Source organism: Methanothrix sp. (genome assembly GCF_016706325.1).
Taxonomy (GTDB): domain Archaea; phylum Halobacteriota; class Methanosarcinia; order Methanotrichales; family Methanotrichaceae; genus Methanothrix.
On the sequence record NZ_JADJJX010000001.1, the window covers coordinates 34,924 to 52,621 of the forward strand.

General features: G+C 54.2%; 19 protein-coding genes. 10 read left to right on the forward strand and 9 right to left on the reverse strand.

The genetic code is table 11. The features are described from left to right. The first annotated feature begins 322 nt into the window (after positions 1–322). Both IPI63_RS00190 and IPI63_RS00195 read left to right on the forward strand, forming a co-directional pair. The gene (locus IPI63_RS00190; RefSeq protein ID WP_292475969.1) at positions 323–715 is read left to right on the forward strand and encodes a hypothetical protein; all 393 of its coding nucleotides are present in this window, start codon (positions 323–325) and stop codon (positions 713–715) included. Positions 716–771: 56 nt separating this feature from the next. Continuing rightward, positions 772–2,238 (forward strand): DHHA1 domain-containing protein, encoded by a 1,467-nt coding sequence (locus tag IPI63_RS00195; RefSeq protein WP_214064865.1) that lies wholly within the window; start codon positions 772–774, stop codon positions 2,236–2,238. On the opposite strand, the gene IPI63_RS00200 is transcribed toward IPI63_RS00195, so the two are convergent. Beyond that, positions 2,221–2,640, reverse strand: a complete 420-nt coding sequence (locus IPI63_RS00200) for a hypothetical protein (protein ID WP_292478157.1) — start codon at positions 2,638–2,640, stop codon at positions 2,221–2,223. The two genes, IPI63_RS00195 and IPI63_RS00200, sit on opposite strands and share 18 nt — an antisense overlap. 49 nt (positions 2,641–2,689) lie before the next feature. Beyond that, complete coding sequence (gene dapF / locus IPI63_RS00205) at positions 2,690–3,589, reverse strand: diaminopimelate epimerase (protein WP_292475970.1); 900 nt, start codon at positions 3,587–3,589, stop codon at positions 2,690–2,692. Positions 3,590–3,645: 56 nt separating this feature from the next. Here dapF and hxlA point away from each other — a divergent pair, with 56 nt between their 5' ends. From hxlA to IPI63_RS00220, 3 genes are all read left to right on the forward strand, one after another. Continuing rightward, the gene (gene hxlA / locus IPI63_RS00210) at positions 3,646–4,929 is read left to right on the forward strand and encodes a 3-hexulose-6-phosphate synthase (RefSeq protein ID WP_324532261.1); all 1,284 of its coding nucleotides are present in this window, start codon (positions 3,646–3,648) and stop codon (positions 4,927–4,929) included. A gap of 193 nt (positions 4,930–5,122) precedes the next feature. Next, positions 5,123–6,049, forward strand: coding sequence for a protein translocase subunit SecF (locus IPI63_RS00215; protein ID WP_292475972.1), 927 nt, complete (start codon positions 5,123–5,125; stop codon positions 6,047–6,049). Next, positions 6,046–7,728, forward strand: a complete 1,683-nt coding sequence (locus tag IPI63_RS00220) for a preprotein translocase subunit SecD (RefSeq protein ID WP_292475973.1) — start codon at positions 6,046–6,048, stop codon at positions 7,726–7,728. Before IPI63_RS00215 ends, IPI63_RS00220 begins: the two co-directional genes overlap by 4 nt. A 46-nt stretch (positions 7,729–7,774) precedes the next feature. Here the strand turns inward: IPI63_RS00220 and IPI63_RS00225 are convergent, their stop codons facing one another. From IPI63_RS00225 to IPI63_RS00245, 5 genes are all read right to left on the reverse strand, one after another. Next, positions 7,775–8,752 carry a flippase-like domain-containing protein gene (locus IPI63_RS00225; protein WP_292475975.1) on the reverse strand — a complete coding sequence of 326 codons (978 nt, stop codon included), beginning with the start codon at positions 8,750–8,752 and terminating at the stop codon, positions 7,775–7,777. Between the two features lie 33 nt (positions 8,753–8,785). Then, positions 8,786–9,856, reverse strand: a complete 1,071-nt coding sequence (locus tag IPI63_RS00230; RefSeq protein ID WP_214079882.1) for a glycosyltransferase family 4 protein — start codon at positions 9,854–9,856, stop codon at positions 8,786–8,788. A gap of 122 nt (positions 9,857–9,978) precedes the next feature. Then, positions 9,979–12,942 carry a DUF1616 domain-containing protein gene (locus tag IPI63_RS00235; RefSeq protein ID WP_292475977.1) on the reverse strand — a complete coding sequence of 988 codons (2,964 nt, stop codon included), beginning with the start codon at positions 12,940–12,942 and terminating at the stop codon, positions 9,979–9,981. Between the two features lie 71 nt (positions 12,943–13,013). After that, positions 13,014–13,835 carry an exodeoxyribonuclease III gene (xth, locus tag IPI63_RS00240; RefSeq protein WP_214064856.1) on the reverse strand — a complete coding sequence of 274 codons (822 nt, stop codon included), beginning with the start codon at positions 13,833–13,835 and terminating at the stop codon, positions 13,014–13,016. A gap of 9 nt (positions 13,836–13,844) precedes the next feature. Further along, positions 13,845–14,036, reverse strand: coding sequence for a hypothetical protein (locus IPI63_RS00245; RefSeq protein WP_214064855.1), 192 nt, complete (start codon positions 14,034–14,036; stop codon positions 13,845–13,847). Between IPI63_RS00245 and IPI63_RS00250 the strand changes: the two genes are divergently transcribed. Beyond that, a complete protein-coding gene (locus IPI63_RS00250; protein WP_292478161.1) occupies positions 14,016–14,102 on the forward strand; it encodes a hypothetical protein in 87 nt (28 codons plus the stop codon). The genes IPI63_RS00245 and IPI63_RS00250 overlap by 21 nt on opposite strands. On the opposite strand, the gene IPI63_RS00255 is transcribed toward IPI63_RS00250, so the two are convergent. Next, entirely contained in the window at positions 14,068–14,208 is a 141-nt protein-coding gene (locus IPI63_RS00255; RefSeq protein WP_214064854.1) for a hypothetical protein, read from the reverse strand. The two genes, IPI63_RS00250 and IPI63_RS00255, sit on opposite strands and share 35 nt — an antisense overlap. 184 nt (positions 14,209–14,392) lie before the next feature. On the opposite strand from IPI63_RS00255, the gene IPI63_RS00260 reads away from it, so the two are divergent. Beyond that, positions 14,393–14,659, forward strand: coding sequence for a DUF5320 domain-containing protein (locus IPI63_RS00260; RefSeq protein ID WP_214064853.1), 267 nt, complete (start codon positions 14,393–14,395; stop codon positions 14,657–14,659). A 134-nt stretch (positions 14,660–14,793) separates the two neighbouring features. On the opposite strand, the gene IPI63_RS00265 is transcribed toward IPI63_RS00260, so the two are convergent. Continuing rightward, positions 14,794–14,964 carry a hypothetical protein gene (locus IPI63_RS00265; RefSeq protein WP_292475980.1) on the reverse strand — a complete coding sequence of 57 codons (171 nt, stop codon included), beginning with the start codon at positions 14,962–14,964 and terminating at the stop codon, positions 14,794–14,796. Between the two features lie 94 nt (positions 14,965–15,058). Between IPI63_RS00265 and IPI63_RS00270 the strand changes: the two genes are divergently transcribed. Genes IPI63_RS00270 through IPI63_RS00280 form a run of 3 tightly spaced genes read left to right on the forward strand, consistent with a single transcriptional unit; the run spans position 15,059 to position 17,624 of the window. Beyond that, on the forward strand, positions 15,059–15,991 hold the full coding sequence (locus IPI63_RS00270; RefSeq protein ID WP_292475981.1) for a sirohydrochlorin cobaltochelatase: 933 nt from the start codon (positions 15,059–15,061) through the stop codon (positions 15,989–15,991). Between the two features lie 26 nt (positions 15,992–16,017). Beyond that, on the forward strand, positions 16,018–16,497 hold the full coding sequence (locus IPI63_RS00275) for a lamin tail domain-containing protein (RefSeq protein ID WP_214064851.1): 480 nt from the start codon (positions 16,018–16,020) through the stop codon (positions 16,495–16,497). 44 nt (positions 16,498–16,541) lie between these two features. Further along, positions 16,542–17,624, forward strand: coding sequence for an iron ABC transporter permease (locus tag IPI63_RS00280; RefSeq protein ID WP_292475982.1), 1,083 nt, complete (start codon positions 16,542–16,544; stop codon positions 17,622–17,624). The last annotated feature ends 74 nt before the right edge of the window (positions 17,625–17,698 follow it).

A 17,698-nucleotide genomic window follows, 5' to 3' on the forward strand; every position in this document is an offset into this window, starting at 1 on the left:
ATCCGATCCGGTGCATTGTCTCCACATAAGATGATCTTCTCTATATTCTCCGCATATATACCATCTTTGCATACATCATCTTCACATCTTTACATATATCATCCTTGCATACATCATCTTTGCATGTATCATCCTTGCATGTATCATCTTTGCATGTATCATCCTTGCATGTATCATCCTTGCTTACATCATCTTTGCATGTATCGTCTTTGTAAACTTCGCTTACAGATCTTAGCATACACATCCAGCAGCGTGACCGGCATGATGACAAGCCCCCTTCGCTGCTCTTAAATAAGAAAAGGGAAAAACAGAGGCTTGAGACATGATAGCAGAAAAAGTCCCCCGGTTAATTCTCATGGCCATGATGATCTGGGTACTGGGGGAGGCTATGGCCTTGAATGTTATAGAGTACAGCCACAACGTTGCTGGAACGGGCACAGTCATGACCGACTTCGATATAGGCTCGGCGGAGAGCACAAAAGCCATAGGAGAGGTTCACGGCACAGGAGAGGTTGTGAACAGGTATCTCTTTCAATCCAACCACTCCCAGAATGTCACCATTTTGAATCAGCTCCTCTTCACCAAAGCCAAGCCATCCAATGAAACCCTCATCAATAGATACCCCAGGATGGAGAGAAGACCGGGAAGCTTCAGGCTTCTGGGAATGCCCTGGTCAGGAAAGATAGATTCCATCGATGCAAAAATTGGCCCATAGAATCATCTTCGCCCCAGGCCAAAGATTTATAAATATTCCTTAAAATTGTAATAGATATGGCGGGAGGGGCAGAAGCCAGGAGCATGAGGAGGTTCGACGAGCTGAATCTGCTCTGTAAAGGCTGCGGAGATCTGATCTGCAAGCATAAGGAGATCTCAGTCGTCTCCCATGTGGATGCTGATGGTCTGACTGCTGCTGCCATCATCTGCACTGCCCTGAAGAGAAGGAATATCGAGTACAAGCCCCTCTTCTTCCGGCAACTGGATGAGGTCGCACTGGATGAGGTCGCCGACCAGGGAGCTGACCTGGTCATATTCACAGACCTTGGCAGCGGGATGATCCAGGAGATCTCAGATAGGAGGCTGGATGCAATTGTGGCCGACCATCATAAGCCACAGGACTGCTCATCACAGCCCCTGGCCCACATCAATCCCCATCTGGTGGGAGCAGATGGAGCAAACCAGCTCAGCGGCAGCGGCAGCTCATTTCTTCTGGCCAGGGCCCTGGCATCCGACCCCGGGGCCAATGACGATCTGGCGGCACTGGCAGTGGTGGGAGCAGTGGGCGATCTGCAGGATATGGCCAGCGGCCAGCTCATCGGCCTGAACCGCCACATCCTGGATATAGGCTCAAGAGCGGGGGTGATAGACTACTGCAGAGACATCAAGCTCTTCGGCAGGCAGACCCGCCCGGTCTATAAGATGCTAGAGTACTCCCAGGACCCTTATCTGCCCGGACTCTCAGGCAAAGAGGACGCATGCATTGATTTCCTTAAAGAGATTGGAATCCGTCTGGGCGGGGAGAGATGGCGGCGCTGGATAGATCTCAGCCAGGAGGAGAAGGCTGCAGTGGTCACGGCCATCATTCAGAAAGGGATGCGCAGCGGCATCTCCAATACCAGGCTGGAGCGGCTGATCGGCGAGGTCTACATCCTGCTGAAGGAGCGGGAGGGAACTGAGCTCAAAGATGCCTCTGAGTATTCGACCCTCCTGAATGCCACCGCCCGTTACGGCCATGCCAGTGTCGGTCTGAAGGTCAGTATGGGGGATAGAGAGAAGGCCCTCGATCAGGCCCGCGCCCTCCTGGGACAGCATCGCCAGAACCTGGTAGCCGGACTGAAGCTGGTCGCCGAGAGGGGGATCACCCCATTGAAGAGCATCCAGTACTTCGATGCTGGAGATGCCATCCTGGACACGATCATCGGGATTGTAGCCGGAATGAGCTTCCAGATGGCGGACCGCAACCGGCCCATCCTGGCCTTTGCCCAGAACGAGGAGGGAGATCTCAAGGTATCCGCCCGGGGAACCCAGGATCTGGTTCGCTCCGGCCTGGATCTGGCCTCTGCCCTCTCCCTCTCCGCCCGGGCTGTGGGTGGGATGGGAGGGGGCCATAATGTCGCTGCCGGAGCGACCATTCCTCAGAAGGCAAAAGAGGAATTCCTGCAGATGATGGACAGCATCATCTCAGAGCAGCTCTCCGGCAAAAATGATATAAAAATAGGCATCCTAGGTGCAGGGCAATGAGCCGTATCCGCACTCTCTCATATGATCCTTTGCTACCAGTATCTGCTCCTCGATGCTGAAGTTGCCCGCAAAGAGGTGGTTGATCCGCGATTGCTCGTGCCTGACATCGCCGCTCTCAGGGTCCAAGACCAGATAACCTAAACGCCCTATGCCGATGAAATCAGCATCGATTGTGATCTCAGTGAGATTGGCCTCCGTTCGCAGATCCATCTTTGTCGAGAGGCGGGTGGCATCGGTGAACTCCACATTCGCCCGGGTCAGCAGCGGAATGTTATTGACCAGGGTGTTCTGGCGGAACTTCTGGTCATAGGAGAAGAGATGGGCATTGGGATTGCTCTTGCTGCCGATCTGCATTGTGTAATGCTCTGCATTGACTGGTACCAGGAGGATAAACAGTACCATCAACCAAGATAGCCCTGCCGCCATCCAGCCTCTCGTCGCTATAATCTTATCACATCTCCGCAAACAGGCTCCACCAGTACTCTTCGTCCATCTCAGCGGAATATACAGTTACCGCTGGCCCTTCCATAAATGCCTTATCCCCGGCAAATGTTATGATCAGCGGCCCTCCCTTAGTCTCCACCAGAATCTCATCCCCGAGCAGCCCCAGCCTGCGGGCAATACTGGCTGAGGCCACAGCTCCCGTTCCACAGGAGAAGGTCTCCCCCTCCACCCCCCGCTCGAAGGTCCTGACCTGCAATGATGACCCTGCCCGGACGAAGTTGACATTCGCCCCCTCAGGAAAGAGAGTGCAGTGTCTGATTGGCGGAGCAGCATCATCGATATCAATATCCAGGTCTTCCACAAAGATAACGGCATGGGGAACGCCGGTATTGACCGCCGAGATGGCATAATCTCCTATCGTCTCATTTATCAGATCGCCGCTGCCGCAGGCAGGAATGGAGGGTCTATCGAACCGGGGCACTCCCATATCCACCCTGGCCCAAAAGCCCCCATCCCTCTCCCGAACCTGGACTGGGATTATGCCCGCCAGTGTCTCTACATCGAAGGATTGGCCCACATAGCCCGTCTCCCAGGCATACTTGGCAAGACAGCGTATGCCATTGCCGCACATCTCCGCCTCTGAACCGTCCGGCTGAAACAGCCTCATGCCCAGGTCTGCTCGCTGGCTGCCTGTCAGAAACAGAACTCCATCTGCTCCTATGCCAAAGCTGCGACGGCAGCATGCGATAGCAATTCTCCTCTTGGCGCTCTCAGCCACAAGCTCCCTTGAGATCTCATCTATGAGGATGAAATCATTGCCATTTCCATGCAGCTTGACAAAGCCAAGGCTGTGGGGCGGAAAGGGACCGTCTTCGAGCTCTATCTCAGAAATCTCTGCCAGCTTCATTTTATATACCATGCATCCTTTTGCTAAAGCTTGTTATGTTGTGGTGGTGATTTGGTATTAAACCCATTCTACAGGTGGCAATGGATCTTCTGGAGTTGGACAGATCGATTCAGATAGCCAAAGAGGCCGTACTGGGTGGAGCAGACTGGATCGAGGCCGGCACCCCTCTCATCAAGAGCGAGGGCATGGACTCTGTGCGCGAGATGAAAAGAGCCCTTCCCGGGACGAAGATCGTAGCAGATATGAAGACCGTGGACACCGGCGCCATGGAGGTGGAGATGGCAGCCAAGGCGGGGGCGGATATTGTGGCACTGCTGGCAGCATCCGACAACTCCACCGTCGAGGATGCCCTGCGGGCGGCGCGCAAGTATGGGGTGCAGATAATGATGGATCTTCTCACTGTACCCGATCCAGTTGGCCGCTCCCGTGAGCTGGAAGCGCTGGGAGTGGACTACATCTGCGTTCATGTGGGAATAGACCAGCAGATGACCGGCAAGGACACAATCGATTTTCTTAAGCAGATCGTCGAAGAGGTGAAGACCCCTGTTGCCGCTGCAGGGGGTATGGATGCTGCCTCTGCTGCCGATGCCGTGGCCAGCGGAGCGGACATAGTCATCGTAGGAGGAAGCATCGTGCGCAGCGCAAATGTGACTGAATCTGCGCGGAGGATTCGCGAATCCATCGACAATGCCCAGGCAAGCACCACCCCTAAGATGAGCCTGGATGAGGAGATCGTCTCTTTGCTGCGCAGTGTATCCTCATCCAATATCTCCGATGCCATGCACCGCAAGGGAGCCATGCGGGGGATTCACCCCCTGATCCCGGGAAAGAAGATCGTGGGCCGGGCGATCACAGTGCAGACATTTGCTGGAGACTGGGCAAAACCGGTTGAAGCCATCGATCTGGCAGGCCCAGGCGACGTCCTGGTGATCTATAATGGAAGCAATAACATCGCTCCCTGGGGTGGATTGGCCACACTGAGCTGCAAGATCAAGGGGGTGGAGGGAGTTGTCGTTGATGGCGCAGTGCGGGACCTGCAGGAGATAAGGCCAATGGACTATCCACTCTTCTCCTCTGATGTGGTTCCCAATGCCGGGGACCCCAAAGGCATGGGGGAGATAAACTCGGAGATAGTCTGTGGCGGCCAGACTGTCCGGCCCGGCGATTATATCGTGGGCGATGATAGCGGTGTGGTGGTGATTCCCAAAGAGAGGGCCTATGAGATCGCGAGAAGGGCGAAAGAGGTGGAGAAGACTGAAGACAGGCTCTTTGAGGAGATCCGCCGGGGAAAGACGCTATCTCAGGTGGTAAACCTGGAGAAATGGGAGAAGGTCGGATAGCAAGCCGTAAATAGAGGGAAATATTCTGAAAAAAGACTGAAAGATGTCAATCGATAGGTCAGTTGATGCCAGCCAATAGGGATTGCATATCCCAATAACGATCGGATATCACAACAACGATTGCATATCTCAACAAGGATCGGATATCCCAATGAAGATTGCAGATGCAATCAGAGCCAAAGATGCCTAGCAGTTGGTTGATCAGATCGATTTCGAGGAGAATTATATGGAACTGGACGATATCATTTCCAAGTACCCGCCCAAGCAGATGATGCTGATTCCCATAGCAGTCATTATATTAGCATTGATCAGCTTGGGGGTAACCTATCTCAATACGGGATCGCCCGTAAATCTGGGGATAGAGTTCACAGGAGGCACACTGGTCACAGTGCCAGCTACCGATTCAGAAGATGCCGTAGCCGGAGAGTATGATAAATACCCGCTGGCCGGTGTGAGAGATGTGGGCAGCCGATATATGATTCAGTTCGGCCCCATGAGCGACGAGGAATACACGGCGCTTGCCCAGCAGATCGTGGACAGATACGGAGACGATGCCGAGATCAGACATATGGGACCCATATACAGCCAGAACCTTCAGGCGCAGGTGGTGAAATATCTGCCCCTCTCATTTTTGTTCATGGCGATAGTGGTCTTCATATTATTCAGGCAGGTCGTTGTCTCATTGCTGGTGGTGCTCTGCGCTCTGGCTGATATCCTGACAGCGGCGGCATCAATGAACCTGACAGGAGTCCAGCTCTCCTTGGGGACGGTGGCGGCATTGCTAATGCTCATCGGCTACTCGGTTGATACTGATATTCTGCTCACCATGAGGGTCTTGAAACGCAAAGGGACAGTGGATGAGAAGATAAAGGGGGCAATGGGCACCGGCCTGACCATGGCCGCAACCACGATCTCGGCGGTGATCGCTCTCATAATCGTCTCCAATTTCCTCCATCTGCTACTGCCCTCATTCAGCAGAATGGATGTGATAGCAGATATGTCGACAGTGCTCATCTTCGGCCTGGCGGCAGATGTATTCAATACCTGGATCACTAATGCCCAGGGGCTGAGATGGTATTTAGGCCGGCCTCGCAAGGCAGCAAGGGGGCAGAGGAGATGAGCCTGATAGAAGACCTCAGCAGGGACAAGAGAGTTGTGCTGTTCGCTTTATTCCTGGCGGCGGCCTTGATCTGCATAGGGGCCTTTGGCCTCAAGTATGGCCTGGACCTGCAGGGCGGATCTTATCTTCAGCTCAAACTGCAGGGGGCCATGGCCCAGGTGGATGCCAATCCTGGGAGCATTCTCCAGTATCAGTTTGCCACCAACTCCGTGGAGAGGCGCGGTGACAGCTATATTGTGACCGTTCCGGGCAGCGTCGATCCAGCCCTTCCGAGCAGCCTGGGGTATATGAACGCTGAGATGGCACCGCTTCTCAACGCCACCAAGGTCACCATACCTGCCTCTCCCGAGACGATAATAATCAATTATCTGCAAAAGGGCCTTGACGCTGACGTCAAGATTGTGCAATTCGCCCCCGTCATTTATGAGATCAGGACCGATGTCACCAGGGAATCCCTTGATGCCCTCCTCGCCCCAGTGGGCGGGAAGGTGCCCACAGGCGAGGATACCTTCGCTGAAGGGCTCACACCTGAGACTGTGGAGGATACGAAGAGGGTCCTGGACTCCAAGCTCAACCGTCTGGGGCTGCAGGACATCAGAGTGAGGATGATGGACAACAAGTACATCCTCATCGATCTGGCGGGAATGGATGTGGCCTCGGCTCAGGATGTAGTGGGCAAGCCCGGCAAGTTCGAGATCAGGATCCAGACCGAGGAGAACCAGAGCATGCATGTCCTTTATGGAGATGCAGTGGAGTCCGTGGACATCCCAAGGGGCGATCGGAGCGGCCAGTGGGGAGTGCCCTTCACCCTCTCCGAGGGAGGGGCAGCAGCCTTCCAGAAGGCAGCGATAGACACCGGCGCTGTCAAGAACCCGGAGGCACACCACATAACCATGTACCTGGACAAGGAGCCTGTCTTCAGCGCCCCCCTCTCCCCGGAGCTGGCAAGCACCCTGCAGAAGGCACCATCGCGAGGGCTGGAGGCACGGGTGGGCGCAGGGGAGCAAGGCTCCCAGGAGGCTAAGAAGCTCCAGATTCACCTGCAGGAGGGCGCCCTGCCGGTCAATGTGGATATTGTGGGATCGGGCCAGGTATCAGCCGCTCTGGGCAAACGGTTCAAGATCCAGATGGTGATAGCCGGCTTGATCGCCCTTCTTGCTGTTGCTGCCATGATATACTACCGCTACCGGGAGAGGAGGATAGTGCTGCCCATGCTCTTCACCTCGCTGAGCGAGGTGGCGATCATGCTGGGCGTCTGGTCCCTGGCCAAATGGCAGCTTGATCTGGCCAGCCTGGCCGGCATCATCATGGTGATAGGGACGGGCGTCGATCAACTGGTCATCATCACCGATGAGGTGATCAAGGGTGGAGAGGCCGCACCTGCCTCATCTGAGAGAAGCATTAAAGAGAGGGCGGCAGAGGCGGCAGAGAAGGCAGGCATTGGCAAAGCGACGGCCGTGACCACCAGCAAGGTCTATCTGGGCCGCCTTTCCCGCGCCTTTGCCATCATCCTGGGCGCAGCAGCGACCACAGTCGTGGCCATGCTTCCGTTGCTCTACATGGGATTCGGTGCCCTGACTGGATTCGCCCTGATCATCATCATCGGTGTGGCCCTGGGAACGCTGGTGGCAAGGCCCGCCTATGGCAGGATCATAGGTTATATCCTGAGCAGAAGCTAGATCTATCCACTGCAGGCCAGAGGATGGTCTGCAGGCCACAGCTTTTTTATTTTTTTATTATTCCATTGATGCTGGCCCCGGCGAAGGCTGCGCCCACCACGATGTTCAAGAAGTAGGTGATCAGACGCCACAGGACGATCAAAGGCAGCAGCAGGGCAGGGGAGACAAAGGCGGAATAAAGGTAGCTCATTCCCAGCTCTGCTATTCCGCTGGCCCCGGGGGTCAGTGGAAGGAGGCCCACTATCGCCAGGATGTTCTGAGCTGTCACCGAGAGAAGGATGCTGGAGTCATGGGCCATGCCCGCCAATAGAGCTGAGGGGACCAGAAAATCGCTCAACCAGATGATCGCCGTCATCATCCCCAGGACCGGCAAGCAGCGCATTGTCTCTTTAACAAGCTGAATTCCAGCATCCCGAAACAGCCAGATCTCCCGCTCCAGGGAGAGGACGACCCCTCTGTTCCCGGTCTTCTTCTTAATCCACTCCATCATACGGGCAATCCTTCTCGGTCGGATGATGAGTTGCCTGAGAAATGCCAGGAAAAGCAGCAGAAAGAGAAGGAAGATAGCGCCCACCTTCAGGCCGAAGTCAGCGAAAAAGCCGGAGATCATGAGAAATACCGCCAGTGAGGTCAGGAAGAATATGCTGTCAAGCAGCCTCTCGCTTATCACCACCGCTGTAGCACCCCCGTAGCTCATGCCGTCATCTGCCAGGATCTTGACGCGCAGGGGCTCTCCTCCGGCAGAAGATGGAGTGATGGCGGCCAGGAAACTCGAGGCCAGAGTGCATCGAAAGGAGAGGGAGAAGTCTATTGGGTGGCCGGCCATTGATGCCAGCAGCTTGAGCCGGAGGGAGTAGATCATCCAGGAGAGGACATGAAGGGCGACCGCCAGGATCATGAACCCCCCACTGACCCTCGAGATCACCTCCCAGCTTATATCGGCACCAGTATAATGGATGATGAGGACGATGGAGACGAGGCTCATCAGGATGGCAAATGATGTGGCCTTCAGTCTCTCATTCATCAATTGATTGCTAAAGATCTATTCTGTAAATACTTATTGACCCGAGCTCTCATAGGCCACCTCTCTGTAGACCGACTCCACCAGATCCAGGGCTTGCGTCCAGGAGTACTTCTCCTCCACAGCCACCCTTCCCTTCCGGCCCAGACTCCTCCTCAGATCAGGGCTTCTGTGCAGCTCCAGTATCATATCGCTCAGCTCTTCCGGACTGGAATAGACCATTCCTCCCTCCTCTGCTATCTCAGCCACCCCCGGGGTATTGAAGGCCAGGACGGGAGTCTCGCAGGCCATGGCCTCGATGAGGACGATGCCAAAGGCCTCCAGGCGGTTCTGGGTGGGCAGGACCAGGAGCTCAGCATGAGAGAGGGCTTCGATGAAGCTGGCCCGATCCAGCCGGCCGGTGAACCTGGCCCTGACAGCGAGTTTTGTAGCCAGTCTCTCCAGACGGTGACGGTCATAGCCATCGCCCACCAGAACCAGCTCGAGATCGGCCCTCTTCTGCACCTCCTTCATAGCATGAATCAGGCTCTCAATTCCTTTATAGTGCAGCAGCCTGCCGGCATAAAGGACATATCCTCTCTTCTTCTGGACGCGAGGATAGAGGGAGATATCAACAGCATTGGGCACGATCCTGGTCTTATGAATGTAGTCTTTAAGAACGGGAGAGGTTTCAGCATAGCTTCTTGTGGTGGATATGATGATCTTCGCCCGATCAAGGATTGGCCGGATGATCCCCCGGTTTATCCCCTCCACCGCCGCTCCAATGGAGCGGGGGAGGTTGTATCCATTCAGGTTCCCTGGGATCACCACATCGTTATGATAGGTGATAACATGGGGAGATGAGTCCCGGAGCATGAAGGCGAAGAGGGGGCTGGGCACATGGCTGTGATATATGTCCGCCTCGATGCTGGGCCGTTTTACAGGAACGGGAACATAAAAGAGATCTATGCTGGGAATGAGGATAAAATCATTATTCCAGCTTCCGCATGATGAAGCCACAGTCACCTGGTGGCCTCTCCTGCTCAGGCCGTCGGCCAGCTCTTTCACATGATACTCAACCCCACCCAGATGGGGTGGAAAATAAGGAGATACCTGAAGGATCCTCATGGATAGGAGAAGGTATTGGAGGGATAATGGACTTAAATCTAATGCCATCCAGCCTCAGGGACTCTGCACCCACCTAGCCTCAGGGACTCTGTAACCATCAAGCCTCAGGGGTCTTACACTCATCATACCTCTGGATCAGCCACCACCACCCGGATATCAGAGGAACGAAAATCAGCATTATCCGTGGCTTTAGAGCTTCTCTGGAGCATCAGATCTTCTATCTGCTGATCAATGGCGGTATTGAGTCTGAAGCTTCTCTCTAAAGAGCTATCAAATGAATACTCGGATTCATGATGGCCATCCCTCACTAGGACGGTTATCAGGTAATCACCGGCGGCCAGGCCCCGGGTGGACCAGCTCCAGCTATTTGATTCCGACCACCGGACCATATCCTTGCCTCCAAGCTGGAACTTGTAAAAGACAGGATCATTATCCGGATCAGTAGCCTCTGCCTTCCAGGTGATGATCTCCCCTTGGACCTGAGGGCTGGGAAGGTCCGGTTCAAGGCTCAGAAGGATGGGGGGCTGATTGATCTCCTCCAGGGTGAATGCCGCATCCATTGAGGCATCGAAAGAGCCTTCCTGGGTACAACTGCCATCTCTGACCTGGACGGTGATCTTATGGCTGCCGGGATGGGCATCGGATGTGTTCCAGCTCCAGAGAGGGGAAGAGGACCAGCCGGTCACATCCTGATCATCGAGGAGGAATTTATAGCATAGCTGGTCTCCGCCGGGATCGGTGGCATGGGCAGTCCAGTTTACGATCGCGCCCATCTTCATCGGGCTGATTGCATCCGGCTCGAGTCCCGTGAGCACCGGGATCTGATTGAGGGATGCAATAGAGGATTGAGTTGCTAGAGCACCCGCGGACTTTGAGGCCTCCTCAACTGAGCTTTCTGGAGGCGCAGCAGATGATTCTGCGGCTGATTCTGTCCCCGAGAGCATCTTTGATTCCATCAGGGTGTAAGGGCGGCTCAATTCTCCGTCAAAAGAGCCCTGGCTGGCATGAGAGCCGTCTATTATCTGAACTGTGATCTCATGATCTCCCGCCGCTATCCCGGAGCTGTTCCATATCCAGGAGTCTGAGGGCGACCAGCCTGAGACCTCCCGCCCATCGAGGAGAAAGCGATAGGATAGCTCATCCTGCTCCGGATCTATTGCTCTGGCGGTCCAGGTGATCAGAGATCCCTGGGAGCGGGGGCTCTTCGGGTCCGCCTCCAGGTCCTTCAGAATGGGAGGCTGGTTTTGTTCCAGGATGGTCATGGTGGCATCCAGAGAGCTGTCATAAGAGTCAGAAGGCGAGTGAAGACCGTCCATAACCTGTACGGTGATGGTATACTCGCCCGCCTCTAGATATCGAGTGGGCCAGCTCCAGCTGCTGGACCGGGACCATTTTCTCTTCTCAGTGCCATTTAAAAGGAAGCGATAGAGGATTCTGTCGCCGTCCGGATCTTCTGCCTCTGCCCTCCAGATGATCGACGCGCCCTGTCTCTGCGGGCTGGGCCTGTCTGGCAGGAGGCTGTATAAGATCGGCGGCCGGTTGGAGATGGCATCCTCCTCTGCCTGCCGGACTGAGATGAGATCGTCCTGTGCCGGCTGGGCTGAGATGAGATCGTCCTGTGCCGGCTGATCGGCTGCGGGAGAGGCCACCAGCATGGGGCTGGCCTTCCCGTCTGTCGCTGGTGCAGGAACAGACAATGACGGCGGATTATCAGATGAGACGGCTGCAGAAGCTGGGTCCGGTCCAGCCTCAGATCGGGTCCTTGCCTCGCTGCTGCCGCTCGCTATGGGGGCCCCGGTCATCTCAGGTTCAGCCGCCTGAAGGGCATCATCCGCAGGTGGCAGCAATTCTGCAGTCTCTTTCACCTGCTGTTTTTCTGTCTCCACCCTCTCTGTCACCTCCTTCTCCGTCACCTCCTCCTCCGTCACCTCCTCCTTCGCCACCTCCCTCTCTGTCTCCTCCTTCCCCCTCACCTTTTTTATGGATTTGGACGGCGGTTTGGTGGAAGAGGTGGGTGCTGATTCGCTGACCTGGGATGCAGAGCTGCCACCGCCTCCTGCGCTGAGGACGGTGACCTTTGTCCTCTCCTCAAATGAGACCGGCAAGCCTGTAGAGTCTTCTGTTGACTCATTGATGCTGCTCTCCACTGAATCCTGATTTATGGGCTGATCATCGATCAGATCGATCAGGATGTGCTCGGACTTGTAAGGGCTCGTGCTCTCTGTATCCTTGAAGAGGAGGAGAGCGAGCTCCTTCCGTCCGGGCTCCCCCTCGAGAACAAAGCCCAGCATGCTATCCCAGCTCTCATTATCCGCCAGATGCAGCCCTTTGACGAAGATGGTGGAGTTGCCGAAGAGCAGCCGGAGGGAGTAGTTGGCTGGAGCGCCCTCATGGTTCTCGATCCTCGCCCTGGCCTCCAGCTCCCTGCCGGCGGTGATCGTACTGTACTGCCCGTCCCGCTCCTCCTGTCCTTGAAGTGAACCGGCAATCTCGCTCTCCGGCCAGGAGACCTCCAATAGGGTATACCTCTCCTGAGAGGAGACGAGGCTCAACCCGGGATGATAATGATAGATGGCCAGGGAGAGGCCGGCCAAAATCAGGATTGCAGCCAGGGCGATAGGAAAGGGGCTCCGGCGGGGGATAAGACCTGAGAGGATGCCGCCGGCTGGCCTGCGGCTGCGATAACCCCTCCTGGCGCCGATGATGAACCTTCTGCTGCGGGGCAGTGCGCGCCAGCGGAGATAGGATACTGCAGCAAGCGGTAGGATAAGAAGGGAGAGAATGGTGGATAATGATGCCGGCTGCAGCCCTCGCGGGGTTAGATAGAGAATCAGGCTTATGAGCCCCGCGAAAAGCACAGATGCCCCCAGGGAGAGAAGAAGGCGTCTGCTCAAATCAAGGTCGCCTCCAGAGGGGAAGAGGAAGAGGACTGCAAGGTAGCCCGGGATGAGCACCACCAGAGCCAAAGCCAGATATGAGCCCGCCTCCTTCAGGGGTGGAGCAAGAAGATTAGCCAGAGCGAGAGCTGCCAAAGAGATCAGAATGGATGCAATCAGGAACCAGGGAATCTGCCTGGTGATCCTCAAATCATTATCCCTCCTTTAATATAGCCTAGAAGTCTATCGGCAACAACCAATAAAACCCTTTTCCTCGAAATTCAATTCTGGACAGCGATTTCGATTCCGGTCTCGTCTTCGGTCTCGTCTTCAATCTCGATCTCTATTCCCACCGGGCAGTGGTCAGAGCCGTAGACATCATCGAGGATGAAAGCCGATTTCACCCGATCCCGCATGCCCTCAGTGACGAAGAAGTAGTCGATCCTCCAGCCTACATTGCGTTCGCGAGCCCTGGTTTTAGTATCCCAGAAGGAGTATCTGCCTCCCTCTGAATGGAAGATTCTGAAGGTGTCCAGAAAGCCGTGCTCCAGCAACCGGTCGATCCAGACCCTCTCCTCAGGGAGAAATCCGGAGACCTTCTCATTCGCTTTGGGCCGGGCGAGATCTATCTCCTTATGAGCTGTGTTGACATCGCCACAGATCACAATATTCCTGCCCTCGGCCAAAAGCCTCTCCATGAGATCGAGAAACAGCTCATAGAACCTCATCTTATAGCTCAACCTCTCCTTTGAGGCCTTGCCATTGGGGAAGTAGACATTGAAGAGGAGAAAATCCCCATAGTCGGCGATGATAGCCCTTTGCTCATCATCGAGGCCCTCAAAGCCCAGTGAGCACTCCAGACTCAAAGGTTCAGTCCTGGTGAACAGTGCCACACCATCCCGTCCTTTTCTTGTGCCCGGGCTGAAATAAGCAAAGTAGCCAGGAAGCTCTTTGAGCTCTGCAGGCATCTGATCTGCTGCCGCCTTGATCTCCTGCAGGCAGAGCACATCGGGACGGTCTTTGATAAGCCAGTCCACAAAGCCCTTCTTATAGATGGCTCTCAGGCCATTCACATTCCAGGATAGAATTCTCATCGATGACATTCTTTCCCCTCAAGAGGAGACTATTGCTTCTGGACATAAAAGAGGCTGGTGGCGCGAGCCCCTCCAAATGGACAAAAGGTTCAACAATGCCGGCTCATTGGAGCTGGAGAGCATCCATGAGATCCGCGCCTCTCCATCGACTGCGACTCCCAAGAGGAGAGCACCACGGAGCTCTCCAAGATCGTCCAGAGCAAGCTTCACTGGGCGGTCACCGGCCAGACCGCAGGGGAGATCATGACCGGGCGGGCAGATGCCTCCTCCAGATGATGGAGACGCCCTCCACTCTGGGGCAGTCCTCGGGCAAGAGGCTTCGCACAGAGGGGACCTTTGATATCCAGCGCCTTCCTCTCCTTCTTCCTCTACAGGGAGACATGCTTTTTTGTTATGCAAGGGGGTATGTCTCAACCTCGTACCACAGAAAGGTTTAAATACTTTTTCTCATAAGCTACTATTAACCGGACAGAAGGCTCTGCTGGCATTGCAAGGCCGGTATGCCTTCCGGTGTAAGTCCATATAAATATGTAAAAAGTAAAATGAAAAAATGAGGTGTAATAGGTATGCCATGGGGAGATTGTACGGGGCCCTGGTGGACGGGCCCTCGCGGGAATAGAGCAGCAGGATATTATAATCCCTGGTGCCGCCGGGCAGCAGGTTTCGGCATGGGCTATGGCAGGGGCTATGGCAGAGGATTTGGGTATATTCCAGATGAGCCCTTCCGCCAGCCTACTCCAGAGGAAAAGAGAGATTATCTGGAGGCAGTAGCCAGGAATCTGGAGGAAGAGCTGAAAGCAGTGCGCGCTCAGATCGAGAATCTGCAGCCCTGAGCCTGATCAGGCTCAAACGCCCTCTCATTTATTGCAGTCCGGTTTTTGTGTTTCTAACAATTTTTTAATTTTAATAGTTTTTAATTTTAACAGTTTTTAATTTTAATAGTTTTTGATTTTAATAATTTTTGATTTTAATAGTTTTTGATTTTAATAATTTTTTGGTCGTCTGCCAGGACCGGCCGGATCCCTATCTCCTGTTCCAGCATCTTCTGGGCCTGCCGCAGGAGAATGGATCGATCTGATGGAAGAGCGAAGGAGGGGCATGCCCTTTGAATGGGCAGCATCCCTTTGATTGTGCCCATAGAGGTTGATCTGTCTGATCGATTCAGCGCAATGTTTTTATCCTATAAACCAACCCTTTTGCCTTAAGTAAAATTAATTTGATTAGGTGGTTCAATGAGAAGATCAATGCCAGGGCTGGCAGCATTGCTCGCCATCGAATTCCTATCTCCCTCCCAGGGTGCAATGGACCGGCCGGCCAGGGAGGATCCGGCGATATTGCTGGTGGCATTCGGCACCAGCTATCCTGAGGCTCAGGCGGCATATGAGAACGCAGAGAGGATCTACCGGGAGCAGTTTCCCGGTGCAGAGATCAGAATGGCTTTCACCTCTGAGCATATCCGGCGCAAGCTGCAGGAGAGGGATGATGTCACCATAGACAATCCCCTCACTGCCCTCTCTCATCTCCATGATAAGGGGCATGTCGATGTTGTTGTTCAGTCGTTGCATGTGATACCGGGAGATGAGTTCCATGATCTGGCCAATATCGTAAATGAGATTAAAGGAATAAAAGGAAAATTCTCTTTCAGAAATCTGGAGCTGGGCGCCCCTCTCCTCGGGGCGATCGATGATTATCGAGCTGTATCTGCTGCCTTGGCCCGGCAGTTCGATCAGAATACCACTGGTGTGGAGAGAACTGTCCATTCCAGCCCCAGAGATGCCGGCCAGATGGCAGTGGTCTTCATGGGACACGGGACTGAGCACCCGGCAAATAGCGCCTACTATCAGATGGCAGCCATCCTGGCAGAGGACCATGAGAATGTCTTCCTGGGCACTGTTGAGGGGTATCCGGGCTACGATGAGGTGCTCGCCAACCTGAAGAGATCGGGGGTCAGAAAGGTCCGGCTGATCCCATTCATGCTCGTGGCAGGTGATCATGCCCTGAATGACCTTGCAGGAGATGAGCCGGAATCCTGGAAGAGCATGCTGGAAGAGGAAGGATTCGCGATCGACTCCAATCTATTGGGGATGGGTGAGAACGACGGCATTGTCCAGATACTCATCCAACACACAAGAGAAGCCTTCGGCAAATTCGATAAAGGGATGTAATATTATTATTTTAAGGAGAGATGAAATTGAGAAGAATACTGATGTCGATAACGGTGCTCATGGCCGTAAATCTGGCCGGTGCCGATGTGCTGATCAACGAGATGCTGGCCAATCCAGCCTCGGATTGGAATGGCAATGGAGTGGTTAGCGGTATGGATGATGAATTCATAGAGCTTTATAATTCTGGGAATGAATCCCTGGATATAAGCGGATATGTCCTTCGGGATACTGTATTCAGATCAAATCCTGGAGAATATGTCTTTCCCAATGGGACTGTGATCGCTGCCGGGGATTTCCTGGTCATATTCGCCTCCAAGAGCGGCGTGTTTCAAGGAAACGATGGGGACACCATAAGGCTTTATGATCCGTTCGGGAACTTGGTGGACGAGAAAGCATACAATTCCACGGTAGAAGATGTCTCCTTTGCCAGGATTCCGGATGGAGGAGAATGGAGCAACAGCACTGCACCCACACCCGGCAAGCCAAACCAGCAATCTGCTGTTTGAGGGGCAGGGTGAGCTCATTGCACTTTTTAATGTGGTGAATTTCTGTGGAGAGACTGCAAACTGGAATAGCAGCACCGGAATTGAATCTAAAGGATGAGTACTCTCAATTCGTGAAACGCAAGGTTCTGGCCTTGCTGCTCTCCCTGCTGGGAATAATCCTCCTGACAGGAGTGGCGGTGACCCTTGGCTCGGCTCATATCACCCCGACACAGGTTTACTCCTGCATACTGGCCAGGTTCTTTCCTGACCACTTTGTAACCACAGACTTCTTGGATACCATTGTCTGGAAGCTGAGGCTACACCGGGTGATCCTGGCCATTTTTGCCGGAATGGGGCTGGCCATTGCAGGAGCAGCCATGCAGGGCATTCTAAAGAACCCTCTGGCCAGCCCCTTCACTCTGGGAATCGCTTCAGCTGCCTCCTTTGGAGCATCACTGGCCATAATTCTCGGTGCAGGGTTCATCGGTGGCGAGTATCTGATCGTTGGCAACGCTTTTGTCTTCACCATAATAGCTTCGCTGGGCGTCTACGGCCTGGCAAAATATCGAGGAGTAAGCCCGGAGACAATGGTTCTGGCAGGCATCGCCATCATGTACCTCTTCAGTGCCATGACCTCGTCTCTGCAGTATGTGGGCCATTCAGAGCAGGTTCATGAAGTGGTCTTCTGGATGATGGGCAGCCTTGGTCGCTCATCCTGGGACAAGGTTGGTATAATCGCCCTGGTGACTGTACTCTGCTCTTTGATTTTGATGAGGCTCTCCTGGGACATCAATGCTCTGGGAGCGGGAGACGAGACAGCTGAGAGCCTGGGGGTCAATGTAGAGCTGGTCAGGGTCTCGGGAATGATGCTGGCTGCTCTGATCACCGCCAGTGTGATCTGCTTTACCGGCACCATCGGCTTCATCGGCCTGGTTGCACCTCATATCACCAGGATGGTCGTGTCGGGCGACCACAGATTCCTGCTTCCGGCATCGGGTCTTTTCGGTGCCTTACTGCTGTTGGGTGCGGACACCATGGCCAGGACGATCATGGCTCCAGTCATACTGCCGGTGGGGATCATGACCGCCTACATGGGAGTGCCATTCTTTCTCTATCTGTTCATGAAAAGGAGGAAGGAATTTTGGTAAAGATCGCTATTAATGAACCTTATATACATACTAACAGATTTAAGATATTATTATATATATTTTTGTTTATATTT

Excerpts from the sequence above, each read along its gene's own strand:
- IPI63_RS00270 (WP_292475981.1), top strand. The coding sequence starts at position 15,059 with ATGAGAAGATCAATGCCAGGGCTGGCAGCATTGCTCGCCATCGAATTC.
- IPI63_RS00255 (WP_214064854.1), bottom strand. The coding sequence starts at position 14,208 with ATGTCTCCCTGTAGAGGAAGAAGGAGAGGAAGGCGCTGGATATCAAAG.
- IPI63_RS00230 (WP_214079882.1), bottom strand. The coding sequence starts at position 9,856 with ATGAGGATCCTTCAGGTATCTCCTTATTTTCCACCCCATCTGGGTGGG.
- IPI63_RS00220 (WP_292475973.1), top strand. The coding sequence starts at position 6,046 with ATGAGCCTGATAGAAGACCTCAGCAGGGACAAGAGAGTTGTGCTGTTC.
- dapF (WP_292475970.1), bottom strand. The coding sequence starts at position 3,589 with ATGAAGCTGGCAGAGATTTCTGAGATAGAGCTCGAAGACGGTCCCTTT.
- IPI63_RS00195 (WP_214064865.1), top strand. The coding sequence starts at position 772 with ATGGCGGGAGGGGCAGAAGCCAGGAGCATGAGGAGGTTCGACGAGCTG.
- IPI63_RS00265 (WP_292475980.1), bottom strand. The coding sequence starts at position 14,964 with ATGGGCACAATCAAAGGGATGCTGCCCATTCAAAGGGCATGCCCCTCC.
- IPI63_RS00190 (WP_292475969.1), top strand. The coding sequence starts at position 323 with ATGATAGCAGAAAAAGTCCCCCGGTTAATTCTCATGGCCATGATGATC.
- IPI63_RS00225 (WP_292475975.1), bottom strand. The coding sequence starts at position 8,752 with ATGAATGAGAGACTGAAGGCCACATCATTTGCCATCCTGATGAGCCTC.
- IPI63_RS00260 (WP_214064853.1), top strand. The coding sequence starts at position 14,393 with ATGCCATGGGGAGATTGTACGGGGCCCTGGTGGACGGGCCCTCGCGGG.
- IPI63_RS00200 (WP_292478157.1), bottom strand. The coding sequence starts at position 2,640 with ATGGTACTGTTTATCCTCCTGGTACCAGTCAATGCAGAGCATTACACA.
- xth (WP_214064856.1), bottom strand. The coding sequence starts at position 13,835 with ATGTCATCGATGAGAATTCTATCCTGGAATGTGAATGGCCTGAGAGCC.